Origin of the sequence: Streptomyces sp. NPDC093591 (genome assembly GCF_044764885.1) — a bacterium.
Classification (GTDB): domain Bacteria; phylum Actinomycetota; class Actinomycetes; order Streptomycetales; family Streptomycetaceae; genus Streptomyces.
Map to the genome: position 1 here is coordinate 1 of NZ_JBIWIY010000005.1, position 20878 is coordinate 20878.

The window sequence follows — 20878 nt, forward strand, 5'->3', positions numbered from 1 at the left end:
CCTGACACGCTCGCCGAGTACCTGCGCGGCGAACTGCTCGGCTCCGGGGCGGCACGGGAAGGGACTTCGGGCCCGACGGCGGCCGGAGCGGCGTATGACCGTCGAGGTCAGAGCCTCTCGATCACGTAGTCGACGCACTTCGTCAGCGCCTCGACGTCCGCCGGGTCGATCGCCGGGAACATCGCGACGCGCAGCTGGTTGCGGCCGAGCTTGCGGTAGGGCTCGGTGTCGACGATGCCGTTGGCGCGCAGGACCTTGGCGACGGCGGCGGCGTCGATCTCGTCCGTGAAGTCGATCGTGCCGATGACCTGGGACCGCTTGGCCGGGTCGGTGACGAACGGGGTCGCGTGCTTGGACTCCTCCGCCCAGCTGTACAGACGGGTCGAGGAGTCCTTCGTACGGGCCGCCGACCACGCGAGACCGCCCTGGCCGTTGATCCACTCCAGCTGCTGGTTCAGCAGGAACAGGGTGGCGAGGGCCGGGGTGTTGTACGTCTGGTTCTTGCGGGAGTTGTCGATCGCCGTGGGCAGCGAGAAGAACTCCGGGATGTGGCGGCCGGACGCGTGGACGCGCTCGGCGCGCTCGATCGCGGCCGGGGAGAAGACGCCGATCCACAGGCCGCCGTCGGAGGCGAAGGACTTCTGCGGGGCGAAGTAGTACACGTCGGTCTCGGAGACGTCGACGGGCAGGCCGCCGGCGCCGGAGGTGGCGTCGACCAGGACCAGGGCGCCTTCGTCGGCACCGGCCACGCGCTTGATCGGCATGGCGACGCCGGTGGAGGTCTCGTTGTGCGTGAAGGCGTAGACGTCGACGCCCGCCTGGGCGACCGGCTCGGGGTGCGTGCCCGGGTCGGTGGAGATGACGTCCGGGTCGGCGAGCCACGGGGCGAGCTTGGCGGCCTTGGCGAACTTCGAGCTGAACTCACCGAACGTGAGGTGCTGCGACTTGTTCTCGATCAGACCGTGCGTCGCGATGTCCCAGAAGGCCGTCGAGCCGCCGTTGCCGAGGACGACCTCGTAGCCCTCGGGGAGCTGGAACAGCTCGCTGATGCCCTCGCGCACCTGGCCGACCAGGTTCTTGACCGGGGCCTGGCGGTGGGAGGTACCGAGGAGGGAGGTTCCGGTGGCGGCCAGCGCGTCCAGCGCTTCCGTCCGCACCTTGGAGGGGCCCGCGCCGAAACGTCCGTCGGCGGGCTTGATGTCAGCGGGAATCTGGATCTCAGCCACGGGGGGAGCGTAGCTGTTTCGGGAAACCTGGGTGAAACCTCGTCCGTCGGGTGAGACGGCGTTTCGGCGGGCGTCGGACCTGGGGGCTGCCGCCCCCAGACCCCCGCTTCGGCCCTTGAGGGGCCTCGTCCTCAAACGCCGGACGGGCTGGAAGGGCGGACGTCGGCTGGTTTGCTGGAGGGATGACGGATCTCGAAGCTGCGCTGCGTACCGTCGTCCGGGGTGAGGTGGGCTTCGACGTCACCTCCCGGGCGCTCACCACCATGGACGCCTCCAACTACCGGCGTGTCCCACTCGGTGTGGTCGCACCACATGATGCCGAGGACGTCGCAGCCGTACTGGAGGTGTGCCGGGACCACATGGTGCCGGTCGTGGCCCGTGGCGGAGGTACCTCGATCGCGGGACAGGCCACCGGCACCGGCATCGTGCTGGATTTCACCCGGCACATGAACCGGATCGTGTCCCTGGACCCGCAGACCCGCACCGCCGTCGTCCAGCCCGGTCTCGTCCTCGACCGTCTCCAGGACGCCGCGGCCCCGCACGGGCTGCGCTTCGGCCCCGACCCGTCCACCCACAGCCGGTGCACGCTCGGCGGAATGATCGGCAACAACTCGTGCGGCTCGCACTCGGTGGCATGGGGGACGACCGCCGACAGCGTGCGGGAGCTGGACGTGATCACCGCGCGGGGGGAGCGGTCGCGGCTCGGGCGGGAGTGGGCCGGTGCGCCGCAGGGGCTGCGGGACCTGGTGGAGGGGGACCTGGCGCGGCTGCGCACCGGCTTCCCCGAACTGCCCCGCCGCATCTCCGGATACGCGCTCGACGCCCTGCTGCCCGAGAAGGGCGCCGATGTCGCCCGTTCCTTCTGCGGCAGCGAGGGCACTCTCGGGATCCTCACCGAGGCGGTCGTACGGCTGGTGGAAGCGCCACGCGCGCGTGCGCTCGCCGTGCTGGCGTACGCCGACGAGAGCGCGGCGGCGGAGGCGGCCGCCGGGCTGCTGCCGTACGGGCCGTTGACGGTGGAGGGCATGGCGGCCGACCTGGTGCCCTCGTCGACCTCGCTGCCGGCGGGCGGCGCCTGGCTGTTCGTCGAGACGGGCGGGGAGTCCGAGGGTGAGGCACGCGCGCGTGCGGAGGCGGTCGTGCGGGCGGCCGACGTCGTCGACGCGCTGGTCGTGACCGATCCGGCCGGGCAGCGGGCGCTGTGGCGCATCCGGGAGGACGCGAGCGGGACGGCGACGCGGATGCCGGACGGCAGCGAGGCCTGGCCCGGCTGGGAGGACTGCGCGGTGCCGCCGCAGCGGCTGGGGGCCTACCTGCGGGACTTCCGCGCGCTGTTGACCGCCCACGGGCTGCGCGGCACGCCGTACGGGCATTTCGGCGACGGCTGCATCCACGTCCGCATCGACTTCGACCTGATGACCGAGGCGGGCATCGGCCGCTTCCGGCGGTTCTCGGAGGAACTCGCCGAGGTCGTCGTCGCGCACGGCGGTTCGCTGTCCGGGGAGCACGGGGACGGGCAGGCGCGCGCCGAGCTGCTGCCGAAGATGTACGGCACGGAGATGGTGGAGCTGTTCGAGCGGGCCAAGGGCGTCTGGGACCCCGACGACCTGCTCAACCCGGGGATGCTGGTGCGCCCGGCCCCCCTCGACTCGAACCTCCGCTTCTCCGTCCTGCCCCGCGAGCCGGTGGACGTCGCCTTCGGCTACCCGGCCGACGGCGGCGACTTCTCGGCGGCCGTACGGCGGTGCGTCGGGGTCGCCAAGTGCCGTACGACGTCGGTGGCGGGCTCCGCCGTCATGTGTCCGTCGTTCCGCGCGACCGGCGAGGAGGAGCACTCCACGCGCGGGCGTGCCCGGCTGCTGCACGAGATGCTGGCCGGGGAGCTGGTGACCGACGGATGGCGCTCGACGGAAGTGCGGGACGCGCTGGACCTGTGTCTGTCCTGCAAGGGGTGCCGGTCCGACTGCCCGGTCGAGGTCGACATGGCCACGTACAAGGCGGAGTTCCTGCACCACCACTACGAGGACCGCCGGCGCCCGGCCGCGCACTACAGCATGGGGCGACTGCCCCAGTGGCTGCGCGCGGTGACACGCACGCGTACGGCGTCCCTGGCCAATGCCCTGGCCGCCGTACGGCCGTTGGCGCGGGCGGCGAAACGGCTCGGCGGGATCGCGCCGGAGCGGGACATTCCGCGGCTGGCGACGCGGACGTTCAGCGGGTGGTGGGAGCGGCGGCGCGAGGAGGCGGCCGTCGGAGGGGACAGTGGGGGGAGTGGGGGCGGCGGCGATCTGGTCATCCTGTGGCCGGACACGTTCACCGAGCACCTCTCACCGTCCGTGGGGCAGGCGGCCGTACGGGTGCTGGAGGCGGCCGGGCTGCGGGTGGCGCTGCCGCCGACGGTGCGGCTGAAGAGGCCGCCGGAGGGCGACGGTACGACGGTGCCGCTGGACCCGGTGTCCCTCCTGCGGGGCCGGGGGCGGGTCTGCTGCGGGTTGACGTACATCTCGACGGGGCAGCTGGACCGCGCCCGTGCGGTGCTGCGGCGCACCCTCGATCTCATGGAGCCGGTGCTGGAGACGGCCGCCCCGGTGGCCGTCCTGGAGCCGAGCTGCGCGGCGGCCCTCCGCGCGGACCTGCCGGAGCTGCTGCACGACGACCCGCGCGCCCGCCTCCTGGCCGACCGCGTCCTGACCTTCGCGGAGACACTGCAGCGCCTGGCGCCCGACTGGAGGCCGCCCCGCGTGGACCGGCCGGTGGTCGGTCAGACCCACTGCCATCAGCACGCGGTACTGGGGGACACGGCCGACCGCGCACTGCGGGAGGCCGCGGGGCTCACCGGGGAGCTGAGCGGCGGGTGTTGCGGTCTCGCGGGCAACTTCGGTTTCGAGCGGGGGCACTTCGAGGTGTCGGTGGCATGCGCGGAGGAGCAGTTGCTGCCGGCGGTGCGGGGAGCGGGGGAGGGGGCTGTGGTGCTGGCGGACGGGTTCTCCTGCCGGACGCAGCTGGAGCAGCTGGCGGGGGTGAGGGGGCGGCATCTCGCGGAGGTGCTGGCGGAAGGGCTGGCGCGTCCCTGACGTCCTTACCGCGTGCCTCCCGCACGGCCACCGGGGTGAGGCACCGGAACCGGCACATCTCGGTCCACTTCAGACAGAAGGTGGCTTCGTAGGCTGGCCTCACCCGGCCACATACAAGGAGCCCCGCCCGTGTCCCAGCCGCCCCTCCGCCTCCAGCCCCTCACCCGTGACCAGCACCTCGCCTTCGTCGCGGCCCGCCCTTCCGCCAGCCATATGCAGCTCCCCTCCTGGGGCGATGTGAAGCCGGACTGGACCGCGGAGAGCGTGGGCTGGTTCGACGCGGAGGGGCGGACGGTCGGGGCGGGGCTCGTGCTGTACCGCCCGTTGCCGAAGCTGAGGAAGTACCTGGCGTATCTGCCCGAGGGGCCGCTGATCGACTGGCACGCCCCCGACCTCGCCGAGCGGTGGCTGGCGCCGATGCTCGCGTACCTCAGGGGCAAGGGCGCCTTCTCCGTGAAGATGGGCCCGCCCGTCGTCGCCCGCCGCTGGAGCCCGGAGGCGGTGAAGGCGGCCATCGCCGATCCGGCGGCCAGGCGACTGCGGGACGCGGAGCCGACGTCCTCGGAGCGGGCCGCGTCCGACATCGCCGAGCGGCTGCGGCGGTCCGGCTGGCGGCAGGCCGAGCCCGGCGGCGAGGAGGGCTTCGCCGCGGGGCAGCCGCGGTATGTCTGCCAAGTCCCCTTCGCCGGACGGTCGTTGGAAGACATCCAGCGCGGCCTCAACCAGCAGTGGCGGCGCAACATCAAGAAGGCCGAGAAGGCCGGCGTGAAGGTCGTGCGGGGCGGCTACGAGGACCTGCCCGCCTTCTACGACCTCTACGCCGAGACCGCCGAGCGGGACCGTTTCATCCCGCGCCCCCTGCCCTACTTCCAGCGCATGTGGACCGCGCTGACCGCCGAACACCCCGACCGCATGCGGCTCTACCTCGCCCACCACGACGGCGACACCCTCGCCGCCGCCACCATGATCACCGTAGGCGACCACGTCTGGTACTCCTACGGCGCCTCCACCGGCCGCAAGCGCGAGGTCCAGCCGAACAACGCCATGCAGTGGCGCATGATGTGCGACGCTCATGAACTCGGCGCCGCCGTCTACGACTTCCGTGGCATCACCGACACCCTGGAGGAGTCCAACCACCTCCTCGGCCTGCTGCGGTTCAAGGTGGGCGCCGGCGGGGAGGCCGTCGAGTACCTCGGGGAGTGGGACTTCCCGCTCAACCGGCTGCTGCACAAGGCCCTCGACCTCTACATGTCCCGCCGGTAGGCGTCGTCTTACCTATCCAACTCTCAGTCTTACCAAGGCTATTCACAGCGCCCCTTTGCCTTTCGTGGCGCTTCTCTTGGTGGGGGCCGTGTAAGTTCTTCGACACCGGGTTCCGGACGCGGAATTCGGCGAATTCAGGAATAGTGCACCCCCCCTCCCAAGGAGTCGGAATGAGCTTCAAGAAGCTTGCCCCGCTGCCCCCCAAGCCCAAGTCGAAGCAGCTTCCTCCCCCGCCGAAGCCGAAGCCGAAGCGCAAGCCGCTCCCGAAGCCGATCCCCGGCGGCCGGGACTGCTGATCCGGCACTGAAACAAAAAGGGGCCGACGGCGTACCGTCGGCCCCTTTTCCATGTAATTCGGGGAAGGGGTGGAGTGGTGCCATGAGCGTGACCGAGGAAACCGACGAGTACACGGAATCCGATGAACGCGAACGCGAATACGACGACGAACGAAACGACGAACGAAACGACGAACGCGATGACGAACACGAACACGAAACCCCCACCATTCCCGCCCGTGTCGCCTTCCGCCGTTTCTGGCCGCTGACCCGGGGCCTGCGCCGTTGGCTGGCTGTCGTCTGGCTGTGCACGGTGCTCGCCGCGCTCGCCGAGACCGAGGCCATCCTCCTGTTCGGCGACCTGACCGACCACGCCCTGCGGCAGGGCTCACTGGCCGCGTTCTGGGAACCGGCCGTGAAGTGGCTTGCCGTCGCGGCGGTCGGCGCGGTCGTGGCCTACGCCGGCAACTCCCTTGCCGCATGGACCACTGAACGCTTCGTGATGCGGCTGCGCGAGCATGTCTTCGACCACGTGCAGAAGTTGCCGCCGCACTTCTTCCAACGCCACCGCCAGGGCGACCTGTTGTCCCGCCTGACCAGTGACGTCGAGGCGATCGAGACCATGGTCGTGTCGGGGCTCGTCGGGGCGGCCTCCGCCGCCTTCAGCGCCGTCTTCTACGCGGCCGCCGCGTTCTGGCTGCGCTGGGACCTCGCCACCGCCACCTTCGTGCTGGCCCCGCTGTTCTGGCTGGCCGCCAGACGGTTCTCCGGCTCCATCAAGGACGTCGCCCGCGACGGCCGTGTCGCCGACGGCGCGATCACCTCCGTCGTCGAGGAGTCCCTCGGCAACATCGTGCTCACGCAGGCCTACGGCCGCCGGGACGCCGAACGCCGGCGGCTGAACGAGGAGGCGAACGCCTGGTTCCGCGCCTCCGTCCGCTCCACCCGCCTGAACGAGGCGTACGAGCAGCTCGTCACCGTCATCGAGACGGTCTGCGTCCTCGCCGTGATCGGGATCGGCGCCTGGGAGATCTCCACCGGCCGCATGACCCTCGGCCGGCTCCTCGCCTTCGCCGCGTTCCTCGGCTACCTGTATCCGCCCGTCCGCGGCCTCGCCCAACTCGGCCTCACCGTCACCGCGGCCACCGCGGGCGCCGAGCGGCTGATCGAGATCCTGGACGTGCGGCCCGCGGTCGCCGACCCCCGGCGCGCCACGGACACCGGCCGCCCCGACGGCACCGTCGAGGTCAGGAACGTCAGCTTCCGCTACCCCGAGGCCGACCAGCCGGCCCTCCAGGGGCTCTCCTTCGCGGTCCACCCCGGCGAGCTCGTGATCATCACCGGACCCAGCGGCGCCGGCAAGTCCACGGTGTCGAAGATGCTGCTCCGCTTCTACGACCCCGACGAGGGCGCCGTCCTCCTGGACGGCGTCCCCTTGCGCGACTTCCCGCTCGCCCGTCTGCGCGAGTACGTCACCCTCCTGCCCCAGGAGACGCTCGTCCTGCACGACACCGTGCGCGCCAACATCGCCTGCGGCCGGCCGGGCGCCAGCGACCACGCCCTGGAGGAGGCGGCGCGGGCGGCCGACGCGCACGAGTTCATCATGCGGCTCCCCGAGGGTTACGACACCAAGGTCGACCCCAACTCGGCCCGCCTGTCCGGCGGCCAGCTCCAGCGGCTCGCCATCGCCCGCGCGATCCTGCGCGACTCACCGGTCCTGGTCCTGGACGAGCCGACGACCGGACTCGACGCCCTGGCCGCCCGCCGGGTGGTGAAGCCCCTCAGGCGCCTGATGGCGGGCCGTACGACCATCATGATCACCCACGACCTCAACCTCGCTCCCGACGCCGACCGCATCCTCGTCGTCGACCGCGGCCGGATCGTGGAGGTGGGACGGCACGAGGAACTGCTGGCCTGGGACGGGGCGTACGCGCGACTGCACCGCTCGCAGAACAGTGCGGTGATGGACACGGGGGAGCTGCGACTGCCGTTGTTCGCCGATCAGCCGGCGGCCGGGAGTCACGCGGGGGCGGCCTGGAGCCACCCCGCCGCCTACCTCGAAGGAGGCCGGCCCCTCTTCCGGGACGAGGTGCGCCGACGCGGCCACTGAGCCCGGCGTCCGCCATGTGGGACAGCTGCATAATCGGTTCACACCCCTGTCTAAGTCCACTACCCTGGACCGGACAGTCCATCACGTTGGACGAACCCCGAGCTGCTCCCTGGAAGCCCCGTGACGACGCCCAGCTCCACCGCCCGCTCCACCTCCGGACCGGTCGCTCCCGCGGCGGCCGGCTCTCGGCGCGGCTCCCTCGGGCCCGTCGGCCTGGTCCTCGCCGGCGGTGTCTCCGTGCAGTTCGGCGGCGCGCTGGCCGTGACCCTGATGCCGAGGGCGGGCGCGCTCGGTGTCGTCACCCTGCGCCTCCTCGCGGCCGCCCTCGTCCTGATGCTGGTCTGCCGGCCCCGGCTGCGCGGCCACTCCCGCACCGACTGGGGCACGGTGGTCGTCTTCGGCATCACCATGGCGGCGATGAACGGCCTCTTCTACCAGTCGGTCGCCCGCATCCCGCTGGGCCCCGCGGTCACCCTCGAGGTGCTCGGCCCGCTCGCCCTGTCCGTCCTGTCCTCGCGGCGCGCGGTCAACGTCCTGTGGGCCGGACTCGCACTGGCAGGCGTCTTCCTCCTCGGCGGCGGAGACTTCGGCAGCCTCGACCCCATAGGTGTCGCTTTTGCCCTGGGGGCCGGCGCCATGTGGGCGGCCTACATCATCTTCAGTGCCCGTACGGGGCGGCGCTTCCCGCAGGCCGACGGGCTGGCCCTCGCGATGGCGGTGGGCGCCGTGCTCTTCCTCCCCCTGGGCATCGCCGAATCGGGCATGAAGCTCACCGACCCCGTGACCCTCGGCCTGGGCGCCGCCGTGGCCCTCCTCTCCTCGGTCCTCCCCTACACCCTGGAACTCCTCGCCCTGCGCCGCCTGCCCGCGGCGACCTTCGCCGTCCTGATGAGCCTCGAGCCGGCCCTCGCCGCCGCCGCAGGCTTCCTGATCCTCGACCAGGCCCTGTCCGCCGTACAGGCTCTGGCGATCGCCCTGGTCATCGCCGCGAGCATGGGCGCGGTGCGGACACAGGTGGGGCGGGGGAAGACAAAGGCCGTCCTGCAGCCCGGAGAGAGCTGAGGGCCGCAGCCCGGGCGAGGGCTGAGGGCCGCAGTTCGGGGCTTGGGGCCGCAGACCGGCGAGGGCTGAGGGCCGACCGGCTTCCGGTGGGCGGCCCCTCCGGCCCGGCTCAGTCCGCGCGCCGCTCGAGGACCAGTCGCACCCCCTGTGGCCGCATGGTCATACGCAGCTGCGGCTCGACTTTGCCGCCGGGCACCGCCCGTACCCGCCACCGGCGAAGCAGCACCGCGAGCGCGATCTGTGCCTCGGCGAGCCCGAACGCGTCGCCGATGCATCTGCGGGCGCCCGCGCCGAAGGGCATGAACGCCTCCCGCTGGCGGCGCCCGACCCGTTCGTCGAGCCAACGGTCGGGATCGAACCGCTCGGGCTCGGTGAACACCTCGGGGTCCCGGTGGAGGGCGTAGGGGCTGAACAGCACACCCGCGCCGGCAGGCAGAGGGTGACCGCCCAGTTCGGTGTCGACGAGGGCGGCGCGGCTGAGCAGCCATACGGGAGGGTGCAGCCGCAGCGACTCGTTGATCACCCGCTTCATAATGGGTCAGCCGGGGCAGATCCTGGTGGGTGACGGGGCGGTCGCCCAGCACCTCGGACAGTTCGGCCTCCAGCCGCTCGTACTCGCTCGGGTGGCGCGTCAGCAGGTGCATGGTCCAGGACAGCAGCCCCGCCATGGTCTCCGTGCCGCCGATGAAGAACGTGAGGACCTGGTCGAACACCTCCTGTTCGGTGTGGGCCACCGGCTTGTCGGGGGGTACCAGTGCCGACATCAGGTCGTGGTGGTCGGTGTGGTCGCTCATACGCCGCCGGATCATCGCGCCGACCGCCTCCCGGGTGGTCCGGGTGGCCCGTACGTAGCGCAGGTTCTCCAGGGTCGGCAGCCGGTTGCTGCCCGGCACCATCATGTGGGTCGTCAGGGCGGAGAGCATCAGCGGCACATTGCGCTGGACGGCCTCGACGGCCTGCCGGTCCTCGGGGGCGAGGAAGAGGGTCCGGGCCAGGACGGTGACCGCGAAACGCTTCATCTCCGTATACGCGTCGATGACCTGACCGGACTGCCAGGTCGAGGACACCTTCAGGGCGCAGTCGCGGAACCGCTCGGTGTGGTGGGGCAGTTGCTGACGGGCGAAGACCGGCCGCAGCAAGGCGCGCATCGGGCGGTGCGGCCCGGCGAGCGACGTGGACAGACCGTCGCCCACCAGCCGGGCGGCCTGGTCGAAGAACGGGCCGCCCTTGTCGAACTCCACTCCGTTGCCGGCCACCAGCATCCGCTGGACGAGTTCGGGAGCGCTGACCACGTGGACCGGGGTGCGCCCCAGCCGGATCAGCACGACCGGCCCCAGTGAGCGCAGGTCTTCGAGGAAGCCCAACCGGTCGCGGGCCAGTCGGCCCGCGTGGCCGATGAGGGGGAGCGCTCCAGGAGCGGCGGGCGTGGTGCCGGTCTTGATCACCGAGGACCTCTCGCAGTGCTGTAGCGGATCATTGATCGCGACCATCCCCACGGGTAGGCGGCTCAAGCAAGCGCTTGCGGGGGCACTTGAGGCATACGCGTGACAGTGGGTCACGCAGGAGTGAAGACGAGGCACTTCGCGCCCACATGCGCGCATCGCCCGGTTGGCGGTGTCGGCCCGCGCGCCTTCGCACCTCGACACGCGGTACGCGGCCCAAACCGCTCCGGCCACGCCGCCGCCCCGCCAATTAATGCAAGCACGCTTGCTTGTTTTCGTCCGCGCTGCCATGCTCCTCACCACGCCGCACGACCACGCCGCACCACCCCGCACACCGCCGTGCCCCGAGGGGAGCGCACCGTGTCCGATCCGACGCCCGTGTTCGACGATCTGCGCGAGGAGAGCGAGGAACTCGACCGGCTCGTCGCCGAGTTGAGCCCCGAGCAGTGGGCGCTCGCGACTCCCGCCCCCGGCTGGAGCGTCGCCCACCAGATCGCACACCTCGCCTGGACGGACCACTCGGCGCTGCTGGCGGTGACCGACGTGGAGGCCTTCCACGCGCTGGTGGAGAAGGCGCTGGTGACACCGAGGTCGTTCGTCGACGAGGGGGCGGAGCAGGGGGCCGGCCTCCCGCCCGCCGAACTGCTGGCGCGGTGGCGGGAAGGGCGCCTCGCCCTCGATGCGGCCCTGCGCGAGGCCCCACACGGAGTCCGCTTCCCCTGGTACGGCCCACCCATGTCCGCCGCCTCCATGGCCACGGCCCGGCTTATGGAGACCTGGGCCCATGGTCTGGATGTCGCCGACGCACTAGGTGTGGTGCGCACACCTACCGACCGGCTCAGGCATGTGGTGTGGATCGGGGTGCGGACCCGGGACTTCGCCTTCGGCGTGCACGGACTCCCCGCGCCGCTCGACGCCTTCCGGATCGAACTGGTCTCGCCCTCGGGCGAGTTGTGGACCTACGGCCCCGAAGACGCCCCGCAGCGCGTGACCGGCCCCGCCCTCGACTTCTGCCTGCTGGTCACCCAGCGGGCCCACCGCGGTGACCTCGCCCTGCGCGCCGAGGGCCCGGACGCCGACCGCTGGTTCGACATCGCCCAGGTCTTCGCGGGCCCACCCGGCAAGGGCCGCGCGCCGAAGGGGGCCGCACGGTGACAGCAGCGCCCCGTCCGCTGCGGATCGGCAACGCCTCCGGCTTCTACGGCGACCGCTTCGACGCCATGCGCGAGATGCTCACCGGTGGCGGACTCGACGTCCTCACCGGTGACTACCTCGCCGAGCTGACCATGCTGATCCTCGGCCGGGACCGGCTGAAGGACCCCGGCGCCGGATACGCCCGTACCTTCCTGCGGCAACTGGAGGAGTGCCTCGGGCTCGCGCACGAGCGGGGGGTCCGTGTCGTCACCAACGCCGGTGGGCTCAACCCGGCCGGACTCGCCGACGCCGTACGGAAGCTGGCGGACCGGCTCGGCATCCCCGTACGCGTCGCCCATGTGGAGGGCGACGACCTCAAGGCCCGGTATCCGGACAGCCTCGCCGCCCATGCCTACCTCGGCGGTTTCGGCATCGCGGCCTGTCTGCGCGAGGGCGCCGACGTGGTGGTGACCGGCCGGGTGACCGACGCAGCCCTGGTCACGGGGCCCGCCGCCGCACACTTCGGGTGGGGGCCGGGGGAGTACGACCGGCTCGCGGGCGCTGTCGTCGCCGGACATGTGCTGGAGTGCGGGGCGCAGGCGACCGGCGGCAACTACGCGTTCTTCGACGAGGCCGCCCTCCGCCCCGGCTTCCCGCTCGCCGAGCTCCACGAGGACGGCACCTGCGTCATCACCAAGCACCCCGGCACCGGCGGCCTGGTCGACGTCGGCACGGTGACGGCCCAGCTGCTGTACGAGACGGCGGGTGCCCGATACGCGGGACCGGATGTCACCGCCCGCCTGGACACCGTACGGCTCACCCAGGACGGCCCCGACCGGGTGCGGATCGACGGCGTACGGGGCGAGGCCCCGCCTCCGGCCCTCAAGGTCGGTGTGAACCGCCTCGGCGGCTTCCGGAGCGAGGTCGTCTTCGTCCTGACCGGGCTGGAGATCGAGTCCAAGGCGGCTCTCGTGCGGCGGCAGATGAGCGATGCCTTCGCCAAGTCCGGGCCCGCCGAGGTGCGTTGGGACCTGGTCCGCACCGACCGGCCCGACGCCTCGACCGAGGAGACCGCGAGCGCGCTGCTCAGACTGGTCGTGAAGGACCCCGTCCAGGAGAACGTCGGACGGGCGCTGAGCGAGGCGGCGGTGGAACTGGCGCTCGCCAGCTACCCCGGCTTCCATGTGCTCGCCCCACCCGGAAAAGGCACGCCCTATGGGGTCTTCGAGGGTGTGTACGTCCCCCATGGCGCCGTAGACCATGTGGCCGTCCTCCACGACGGACGCCGGATCACTGTGCCCCCGGCCCACGACACCGCCGTACTCGACGACCTTCCAGAGCCGCCGCTTCCGGAGCCCCTCCCGGCCGGACCCACCAAACGCGCCCCCCTCGGCCTCGTCGCCGGAGCCCGCAGCGGGGACAAGGGCGGGAACGCCAACGTCGGTGTGTGGGCGCGCACGGACGAGTCCTGGCGCTGGCTCGCGCACGAGCTGACGGTCGGCAGATTCCAGCAGCTGATCCCCGAGAGCCGCGAGCTGGACGTCACCCGGCACGTCCTGCCCCACCTGCGCGCCCTCAACTTCGTCGTCGAAGGCATCCTCGGCGAGGGCGTCGCCGCGCAGCACCGTTTCGACCCGCAGGCCAAGGCGCTCGGTGAATGGCTGCGCTCCCGCCACCTGGACATCCCGGAGGCCCTGCTGTGACCGTCCTGCCCTCCACCCTGGACACCACCGGCCCCGACCACCGGGCCAACCGCGACGCCATGCTCGCCAAGCTCGCCGAACTCGACGCCGAGCACGCCAAGGCCCTCGCGGGCGGCGGGGAGAAGTACGTCGAACGGCACCGAAAGCGCGGCAAGCTCCTCGCCCGCGAGCGCATCGAGCTGCTCCTCGACCCCGACACGCCCTTCCTGGAGCTGTCCCCGCTGGCCGGCTGGGGCAGCGACTACACCGTCGGCGCGTCCCTCGTCACCGGCATCGGGGTCGTCGCGGGCGTGGAGTGCCTGATCACCGCCAACGACCCGACCGTGCGCGGCGGCGCGAGCAACCCCTGGTCGCTGAAGAAGGCCCTGCGCGCGAACGACATCGCCCTCGCCAACCGGCTGCCCGTCGTCAACCTCGTCGAGTCGGGCGGCGCCGACCTCCCGTCCCAGAAGGAGATCTTCATCCCCGGCGGCGCCATCTTCCGCGACCTGACGCGGCTGTCGGCGGCCGGGATCCCCACCGTCGCCGTCGTCTTCGGCAACTCCACGGCCGGCGGCGCCTACGTCCCCGGCATGTCCGACCACGTGATCATGGTCAAGGAGCGCGCCAAGGTGTTCCTCGGCGGCCCGCCCCTGGTCAAGATGGCCACCGGCGAGGAGAGCGACGACGAGTCGCTCGGCGGCGCGGAGATGCACGCGCGCGTGTCGGGTCTCGCGGACTACTTCGCGGTGGACGAACCGGACGCCCTGCGCCAGGCACGCCGCGTGGTCGCCCGCCTCAACCACCGCAAGGCATACGGCGATCCGGGCCCCGCCGAACCCCCCAAGTACCCCGCCGACGAACTCCTCGGCATCGTCCCCGGCGACCTGAAGACCCCCTTCGACCCGCGCGAGGTCATCGCCCGGATCGTGGACGCCTCCGACTTCGACGAGTTCAAGCCGATGTACGGCACGAGCCTCACGACCGGCTGGGCGGCCCTGCACGGCTACCCGATCGGCGTGCTGGCGAACGCCCAAGGGGTCCTGTTCAGCGAGGAGTCCCAGAAGGCGGCCCAGTTCATCCAGCTGGCGAACCAGCGGGACATCCCCCTCCTCTTCCTGCACAACACCACCGGCTACATGGTCGGCAGCCAGTACGAGCAGGGCGGCATCATCAAGCACGGCGCCATGATGATCAACGCGGTCAGCAACAGCCGCGTGCCCCACCTGTCCGTCCTCATGGGCGCGTCCTACGGCGCCGGCCACTACGGCATGTGCGGCCGCGCCTACGACCCCCGCTTCCTGTTCGCCTGGCCCAGCGCCAAGTCGGCCGTCATGGGCCCCCAGCAACTCGCCGGCGTGCTCTCGATCGTCGCCCGGCAGTCGGCGGCCGCGAAGGGACAGCCGTACGACGAGGAGGCCGATGCCGCGCTGCGCGCGATGGTGGAGCAGCAGATCGAGTCGGAGTCACTGCCCATGTTCCTGTCCGGGCGGCTGTACGACGACGGCGTCATAGATCCGCGCGACACCCGAACCGTCCTCGGTATGTGCCTGTCCGCCATCCACACCGCGCCGTACGAGGGTGCGCGCGGTGGCTTCGGCGTCTTCCGGATGTGAGGGGTCACTGGTGATCACTTCTGTGCTCGTGGCGAACCGGGGCGAGATCGCCTGCCGCATCTTCCGCACCTGTGGTGAGTTGGGGATCCGGACGGTCGCCGTGCACTCGGACGCCGACGCGAACGCCCTCCACGCGCGCGTGGCCGACACGGCGGTACGGCTGCCGGGAGCGGCGCCCGCCGACACCTACCTGGACGCCGACCTGCTCGTGAAGGCGGCCGTCGCGTCCGGCGCGGACGCCGTCCACCCGGGCTACGGCTTCCTCTCCGAGAACGCCGGCTTCGCACGCGCCGTCCTCGACGCGGGACTCGTCTGGATCGGCCCGCCCCCGGACGCCATCGAGGCGATGGCGTCCAAGACGCGCGCCAAGCAGCTGATGGGGCTGGCACCCCTGGGCGAGGTGACCGAGGCCGACCTGCCCGTGCTGGTGAAGGCGGCCGCGGGCGGCGGCGGGCGCGGCATGCGTGTCGTGCGCCGCCTGGAGGAGCTGGGCGCCGCCCTGGAGAGCGCGCGCACCGAGGCCGCGAGCGCCTTCGGCGACGGCGAGGTGTTCGTCGAGCCGTACGTCGAGAACGGCCGCCACGTCGAGGTGCAGATCCTCGCCGACACGCACGGCACGGTCTGGGCCCTCGGCACCCGCGACTGCTCCCTGCAGCGCCGCCACCAGAAGGTCATCGAGGAAGCCCCGGCGCCCGGACTGTCCGCGGAGCTCGCACAGGAGCTGTGCGCGCTGTCCGTACGCGCCGCGCGCGCCGTGGACTACGTGGGCGCCGGCACGGTCGAGTTCCTGGTCGCCGGGGGCGAACCCCACTTCCTGGAGATGAACACCCGGCTCCAGGTCGAACACCCCGTGACCGAAGCCGTGCACGGCATCGACCTGGTCGCTCTCCAGATCCAGGTGGCCGAGGGCCACGCCCTCGAAACCGAGCCCCCACACGCGCGTGGCCACGCCATCGAGGCCCGCCTCTACGCCGAGGACCCGGCCCACGACTGGGCCCCCCAGACCGGCACCCTGCACCGTCTCGCCGTACCCGAGGGCATACGCCTGGACACCGGCTTCACCGACGGCGACGAGATCGGCGTCCACTACGACCCCATGCTCGCCAAGCTCGTCGCGCACGCCCCCACGCGCGCGGGCGCCGTCCGCAAGCTCGCGGGCGCCCTGGAACGGGCGACGCTCCACGGCCCGGTCACCAACCGCGACCTCCTCGTCCGCTCCCTGCGCCACGAGGAGTTCACGTCCGCCCGGATGGACACCGGCTTCTACGACCGTCACCTCACCGACCTGACCGAGCCGGCCCCGGACCCGCACGCCCCCCTGGCCGCCGCCCTCGCCGACGCCCACGGCCGCTCCCGCTTCGGCGGCTGGCGCAACGTACCGTCCCAGCCGCAGGTCAAGCGCTACGCGCGGGCGGGCGAGGAGATCGAGGTCCGCTACCGGCACACGCGGGAGGGCCTGGAGGCCGACGGCGTCCGGGTCGTACACGCGGACGCGCGTCTCGTCGTACTCGAAGTGGACAGCGTACGAAGGAAGTTCGAGGTCGCGAGGTACGGCGACGAGATACACGTCGACGCGACCCGCCTCACCGCGCTGCCCCGCTTCCCGGACCCGACGGCTCAGCACGCCCCGGGCTCCCTGCTCGCGCCGATGCCGGGGACCGTCGTACGGGTCGCCGAGGGCTTGACCCCAGGAGCCGCCGTACGGGCCGGAGAGCCCCTGCTGTGGCTGGAGGCGATGAAGATGCAGCACAAGATCTCGGCGCCGGTCACGGGGACGCTGAGCGCCTTGCATGCCGTGCCAGGTCAGCAGGTCGAGGTCGGCGCACTGCTGGCCGTCGTGGAGGAGGACCAGTGAGCGCCATGATCGAAACGGACGAGCACAAAGCCCTGCGTGCCGCCGTCGCCCAGCTCGGCAAGCGGTATGGACGCGACTACGTCACCAGGATCGTCAGCGAGGGCCACCACCCCGGGGAACTCTGGTCCGAAGCCGCGAAACTCGGCTACCTGGGCGTCAACCTCCCCGAGGAGTACGGAGGCGGAGGCGGAGGCATCGCGGAACTCTCCATCGTTCTCGAAGAACTGGGCGCAACAGGCTGCCCCCTCCTCATGATGATCGTCTCCCCGGCGATCTGCGGCACCGTGATCGCCCGCTTCGGCACGGAAGCCCAGAAACGCCAGTGGCTCCCCGCCCTGGCGGACGGCACCCGCACGATGGCCTTCGGCATCACCGAACCCGACGCCGGCTCCAACAGCCACCGCATCTCCACCACGGCCCGCCGCGACGGCGCCGACTGGCTCCTCAACGGCCGCAAAGTCTTCGTCTCCGGCGTCGACACCGCGGACGCGACCCTCATAGTCGGCCGCACCGAAGACGCCCGGACGGGCCGCCTCAAGCCCTGCCTGTTCATCGTCCCCCGCGACGCCGAAGGATTCTCCCGGCGCAAGATCGACATGGAACTGAACGCCCCGGAGAAGCAGTTCGAGCTCACCCTCGACGACGTACGCCTCCCCGCCGACGCCCTCGTCGGCGACGAGGACGCAGGCCTCCTCCAGCTCTTCGCCGGCCTCAACCCCGAACGCATCATGACGGCCGCCTTCGCGATCGGCATGGGCCGGTACGCCCTCGCCCGTGCCGTCGGGTACGCGCGCGAGCGGACCGTGTGGAACGCCCCCATCGGCGCCCACCAGGCCATCGCCCACCCCCTCGCCCAGGCGCACATCGACCTCGAACTGGCCCGCCTGATGATGCAGAAGGCGGCGCACCTGTACGACAGCGGAGACGACGTGGGCGCCGGCGAGGCCGCCAACATGGCGAAGTACGCGGCCGGGGAGGCCTGCGTGAAGGCGGTCGACCAGGCCGTGCACACCCTCGGCGGAAACGGCCTCACCCGCGAATTCGGACTCGCCTCGTTGATAACCGCCGCGCGCGTGTCTCGTATTGCTCCGGTGAGCCGGGAGATGATTCTCAACTACGTCTCCCACCAGACCCTTGGCCTGCCCAAGTCGTACTGACCGGCACCCGTCCGGCGCCGTGTCGCGAGGAGGAACCGTGTTCCGCAGCGAGTACGCAGACGTCCCGGCCGTAGAACTCCCCATCCACGAGGCCGTACTGGGCCGGGCCGCCGCATTCGGCGACGCGCCCGCGCTCATCGACGGCACGGACGGCACCACCCTCACCTACGAACAGCTCGACCGCTTCCACCGGCGCGTCGCCGCCGCCCTCGCCGAGGCGGGCGTCCGCAAGGGAGACGTCCTCGCCCTGCACAGCCCCAACACCGTCGCCTTCCCGACCGCCTTCTACGCGGCCACGCGCGCGGGTGCCTGCGTCACGACCGTGCACCCGCTCGCCACGCCCGAGGAGTTCGCCAAGCAGCTGAAGGACTCGGCGGCCCGCTGGATCGTCACCGTCTCGCCGCTGCTCCAGGCGGCACGCCGGGCCGCCGAACTCGCCGGCGGGGTCCGGGAGATCTTCGTCTGCGACAGCGCACCAGGCCACCGCTCACTCATCGACATGCTGGCGTCCGCGGCCCCCGAACCGCAGCCCGACATCGACCCCGTGACGGACGTCGCGGCCCTGCCGTACTCGTCGGGCACCACCGGCATACCCAAGGGCGTGATGCTCACCCACCGGCAGATCGCCACCAACCTCGCCCAGCTCGAACCCGCCATGCCGACCGGCCCCGGCGACCGCATCCTCGCCGTCCTGCCCTTCTTCCACATCTACGGCCTCACAGCCCTGATGAACGCGCCCCTGAGGCTGGGCGCCACGGTCGTCGTCCTGCCCCGCTTCGACCTGGAGACCTTCCTCGCGGCGATCCAGAACCACCGCATCACCGGCCTCTACGTGGCCCCGCCGATCGTCCTCGCCCTCGCCAAGCACCCGCTGGTCGCGCAGTACGACCTGTCGTCCCTGAAGTACATCGTCAGCGCCGCCGCGCCCCTGGACGCCAAGCTCGCCGCCGCCTGCTCACAGCGCCTGGGCCTGCCACCGGTCGGCCAGGCGTACGGCATGACGGAACTGTCCCCCGGCACCCACGTCGTCCCCCTCGGCGCCATGCACGACGCGCCCGCCGGAACCGTGGGCAGGCTCATCGCCGGCACCGAGATGCGCATCGTCTCCCTCGACGACCCCGACAAGGACCTCGGCGTCGGCGAGTCCGGCGAGATCCTCATCCGTGGCCCCCAGATCATGAAGGGCTACCTCGGCCGCCCCGACGCCACCGCCGCCATGATCGACCCCGACGGCTGGCTGCACACCGGCGACGTCGGCCATGTCGACGCCGACGGCTGGCTGTTCGTCGTCGACCGTGTCAAGGAACTCATCAAGTACAAGGGCTTCCAGGTGGCCCCCGCCGAACTGGAGGCACTCCTGCTCTCCCACCCCGGCATCGCCGACGCTGCGGTGATCGGCGTCTACAACGACGACGGCAACGAAGTCCCGCACGCGTACGTGGTCCGCCAGCCGACCGCCACCGACCTCTCCGAAGGAGAGGTCATGATGTACGTCGCCGAACGCGTCGCCCCCTACAAGCGCGTCCGCCAGGTCACCTTCATCGACGGCGTCCCGCGCGCCGCCTCCGGCAAGATCCTGCGCCGCGAACTGCGGGCACTCAAGGACAGCACGTCCAAGGAGGGCACATGACGCTGATCGGCCGCACACGCGCGCGTGCCGTGGAGACCCTCACCCTCGACTCCCCGGACAACCGCAACGCCCTCTCGGCGGCCCTGGTGCGCGAACTCGCCGACATGCTGACGGACTGCGCCAAGGACGCCGAGGTACGCGCGGTCGTCCTCACCCACACCGGCAACACCTTCTGCGCGGGCGCCGACCTGCGTGATCCGCCGCCCCCGGACGACCTGGTGGCGCTGCTGCGGCAGATCGTGGAACTGCCCAAACCGGTCGTCGCCCGCGTCACCGGCCACGTACGCGCGGGCGGCCTCGGCCTGCTCACGGCCTGCGACATCGCGGCGGCGTCGCGCGAGGCCACCTTCGCCTTCACGGAGATCCGTATCGGGGTGGCCCCGGCAGTGATCTCCCTCCCGATCCTCCCGCGCACCGACCCCCGCGCCCTCGCCCGCTACTACCTCACCGGCGAACGCTTCACCGCCCCCGAGGCGGCCCGCATCGGGCTGCTCACGGCGGAGGGCGAGGACGTGGACGCCGTACTCGAACCCGTCCTGGACGGCCTGCGCAGGGCCGCCCCCCGAGCCCTCGCCGAGACGAAGAAGCTGCTCACGGCTAAGGTGCTGGAGACCTTCGACCGGGACGCGGCCGACCTGACCGCGCTCTCGGCCCGGCTGTTCTCCTCCGCGCAGGCCCGCGAGGGAATGACGGCCTTCCTCGAACGACGGGATCCGCAATGGGCGGTGTGAGCACGGTCGGCGACCGCGTGGACCGAGCGGACCGCGTGCCCAAACAGGACCGTAGCCGCGCCACCCGGCAACGGCTCCTGGAGGCCGCCGTGGCCTGCCTCGCCGAGCACGGCTGGGCGGGCTCCACCGTCTCCGTCGTCGCCGAACGCGCCGGAGTCTCCCGCGGCGCCGCCCAGCACCACTTCCCGACCCGCGAGGACCTCTTCACCGCGGCGGTCGAGTACGTCGCCGAGGAACGCTCCCTCGCCCTGCGCGCCCTGTTCCCGCAAGGCGCCGCAGGCGACCGGCGCGCGGTCGTGTCCGCCCTCGTCGACCTCTACACGGGCCCGCTGTTCCGCGCCGCCCTGCACCTGTGGGTCGCCGCCTCGAACGAGGAGCAACTGCGCCCCAGGGTCACCGAACTGGAGGCCCGCGTGGGCCGCGAGACCCACCACATCGCGGTGGACCTCCTCGGCGCGGACGAGTCCCGCCCCGGCGTACGCGAGACGGTCCAGGGCCTGCTCGACATGGCCCGCGGCCTCGGCCTGGCGAACCTGCTCACGGACGACGCGGGGCGCCGGGAGAGGGTGGTGGCGCAGTGGGCGGGGGTGCTGGAGGAGGCGTTGGGCTGACCACCTCCCC

General features: G+C 71.8%; 15 protein-coding genes and 1 pseudogene. 13 read left to right on the plus strand and 3 right to left on the minus strand.

The features are described 5' to 3' along the window. Nucleotides 1-107 precede the first annotated feature (107 nt). Nucleotides 108-1226: a phosphoserine transaminase gene (gene serC, locus ACIREI_RS12190; RefSeq protein WP_403330940.1), complete on the minus strand. Its 1119-nt coding sequence runs from the start codon at nt 1224-1226 to the stop codon at nt 108-110. Between the two features lie 182 nt (nt 1227-1408). On the opposite strand from serC, the gene ACIREI_RS12195 reads away from it, so the two are divergent. The 5 genes from ACIREI_RS12195 (at nt 1409) to ACIREI_RS12215 (ending at nt 9010) form a co-directional block, all read left to right on the plus strand. After that, nucleotides 1409-4300, plus strand: a complete 2892-nt coding sequence (locus ACIREI_RS12195) for an FAD-binding and (Fe-S)-binding domain-containing protein (protein WP_403330943.1) — start codon at nt 1409-1411, stop codon at nt 4298-4300. 129 nt (nt 4301-4429) lie between these two features. Further along, nucleotides 4430-5563: a lipid II:glycine glycyltransferase FemX gene (locus tag ACIREI_RS12200; protein WP_403330946.1), complete on the plus strand. Its 1134-nt coding sequence runs from the start codon at nt 4430-4432 to the stop codon at nt 5561-5563. Nucleotides 5564-5733: 170 nt separating this feature from the next. Further along, nucleotides 5734-5859 carry a hypothetical protein gene (locus ACIREI_RS12205; protein WP_403330949.1) on the plus strand — a complete coding sequence of 42 codons (126 nt, stop codon included), beginning with the start codon at nt 5734-5736 and terminating at the stop codon, nt 5857-5859. An 82-nt stretch (nt 5860-5941) separates the two neighbouring features. Further along, nucleotides 5942-7948, plus strand: a complete 2007-nt coding sequence (locus tag ACIREI_RS12210) for an ABC transporter ATP-binding protein (RefSeq protein WP_403330951.1) — start codon at nt 5942-5944, stop codon at nt 7946-7948. Nucleotides 7949-8068: 120 nt separating this feature from the next. Continuing rightward, nucleotides 8069-9010, plus strand: coding sequence for an EamA family transporter (locus ACIREI_RS12215; protein WP_403330954.1), 942 nt, complete (start codon nt 8069-8071; stop codon nt 9008-9010). A gap of 109 nt (nt 9011-9119) precedes the next feature. On the opposite strand, the gene ACIREI_RS12220 is transcribed toward ACIREI_RS12215, so the two are convergent. Next, the gene (locus tag ACIREI_RS12220; RefSeq protein ID WP_403330956.1) at nt 9120-9533 is read right to left on the minus strand and encodes a cytochrome P450; all 414 of its coding nucleotides are present in this window, start codon (nt 9531-9533) and stop codon (nt 9120-9122) included. Nucleotides 9534-9606: 73 nt separating this feature from the next. Continuing rightward, a pseudogene (locus tag ACIREI_RS12225) lies at nt 9607-10743 on the minus strand (cytochrome P450); the annotation flags it as partial. Between the two features lie 69 nt (nt 10744-10812). Here ACIREI_RS12225 and ACIREI_RS12230 point away from each other — a divergent pair. The 8 genes from ACIREI_RS12230 to ACIREI_RS12265 are packed head-to-tail and all read left to right on the plus strand — an operon-like array spanning nt 10813 to nt 20868. Continuing rightward, nucleotides 10813-11607 carry a TIGR03084 family metal-binding protein gene (locus ACIREI_RS12230; RefSeq protein ID WP_403330959.1) on the plus strand — a complete coding sequence of 265 codons (795 nt, stop codon included), beginning with the start codon at nt 10813-10815 and terminating at the stop codon, nt 11605-11607. Further along, on the plus strand, nt 11604-13289 hold the full coding sequence (locus tag ACIREI_RS12235) for an acyclic terpene utilization AtuA family protein (protein WP_403330962.1): 1686 nt from the start codon (nt 11604-11606) through the stop codon (nt 13287-13289). Before ACIREI_RS12230 ends, ACIREI_RS12235 begins: the two co-directional genes overlap by 4 nt. Beyond that, complete coding sequence (locus ACIREI_RS12240) at nt 13286-14884, plus strand: acyl-CoA carboxylase subunit beta (protein ID WP_403330965.1); 1599 nt, start codon at nt 13286-13288, stop codon at nt 14882-14884. Before ACIREI_RS12235 ends, ACIREI_RS12240 begins: the two co-directional genes overlap by 4 nt. A 10-nt stretch (nt 14885-14894) precedes the next feature. After that, nucleotides 14895-16739: a biotin carboxylase N-terminal domain-containing protein gene (locus ACIREI_RS12245; RefSeq protein WP_403330968.1), complete on the plus strand. Its 1845-nt coding sequence runs from the start codon at nt 14895-14897 to the stop codon at nt 16737-16739. Between the two features lie 5 nt (nt 16740-16744). Further along, a complete protein-coding gene (locus tag ACIREI_RS12250) occupies nt 16745-17896 on the plus strand; it encodes an acyl-CoA dehydrogenase family protein (protein WP_403331952.1) in 1152 nt (383 codons plus the stop codon). Nucleotides 17897-17933: 37 nt separating this feature from the next. Next, on the plus strand, nt 17934-19526 hold the full coding sequence (locus tag ACIREI_RS12255) for a 4-coumarate--CoA ligase family protein (RefSeq protein WP_403330971.1): 1593 nt from the start codon (nt 17934-17936) through the stop codon (nt 19524-19526). Then, nucleotides 19523-20257: an enoyl-CoA hydratase family protein gene (locus ACIREI_RS12260; protein ID WP_403330975.1), complete on the plus strand. Its 735-nt coding sequence runs from the start codon at nt 19523-19525 to the stop codon at nt 20255-20257. The genes ACIREI_RS12255 and ACIREI_RS12260 overlap by 4 nt, the downstream gene beginning before the upstream one ends. After that, nucleotides 20245-20868 (plus strand): TetR/AcrR family transcriptional regulator, encoded by a 624-nt coding sequence (locus ACIREI_RS12265; RefSeq protein ID WP_403330978.1) that lies wholly within the window; start codon nt 20245-20247, stop codon nt 20866-20868. Before ACIREI_RS12260 ends, ACIREI_RS12265 begins: the two co-directional genes overlap by 13 nt. Nucleotides 20869-20878 lie beyond the last annotated feature (10 nt).

Bases quoted from the DNA above. Each gene is read 5' to 3' on its own strand.
- ACIREI_RS12195 (WP_403330943.1), top strand. From the start codon at position 1,409: ATGACGGATCTCGAAGCTGCGCTGCGTACCGTCGTCCGGGGTGAGGTG.
- ACIREI_RS12205 (WP_403330949.1), top strand. From the start codon at position 5,734: ATGAGCTTCAAGAAGCTTGCCCCGCTGCCCCCCAAGCCCAAGTCGAAG.
- ACIREI_RS12250 (WP_403331952.1), top strand. From the start codon at position 16,745: ATGATCGAAACGGACGAGCACAAAGCCCTGCGTGCCGCCGTCGCCCAG.
- ACIREI_RS12210 (WP_403330951.1), top strand. From the start codon at position 5,942: ATGAGCGTGACCGAGGAAACCGACGAGTACACGGAATCCGATGAACGC.
- ACIREI_RS12265 (WP_403330978.1), top strand. From the start codon at position 20,245: ATGGGCGGTGTGAGCACGGTCGGCGACCGCGTGGACCGAGCGGACCGC.
- ACIREI_RS12260 (WP_403330975.1), top strand. From the start codon at position 19,523: ATGACGCTGATCGGCCGCACACGCGCGCGTGCCGTGGAGACCCTCACC.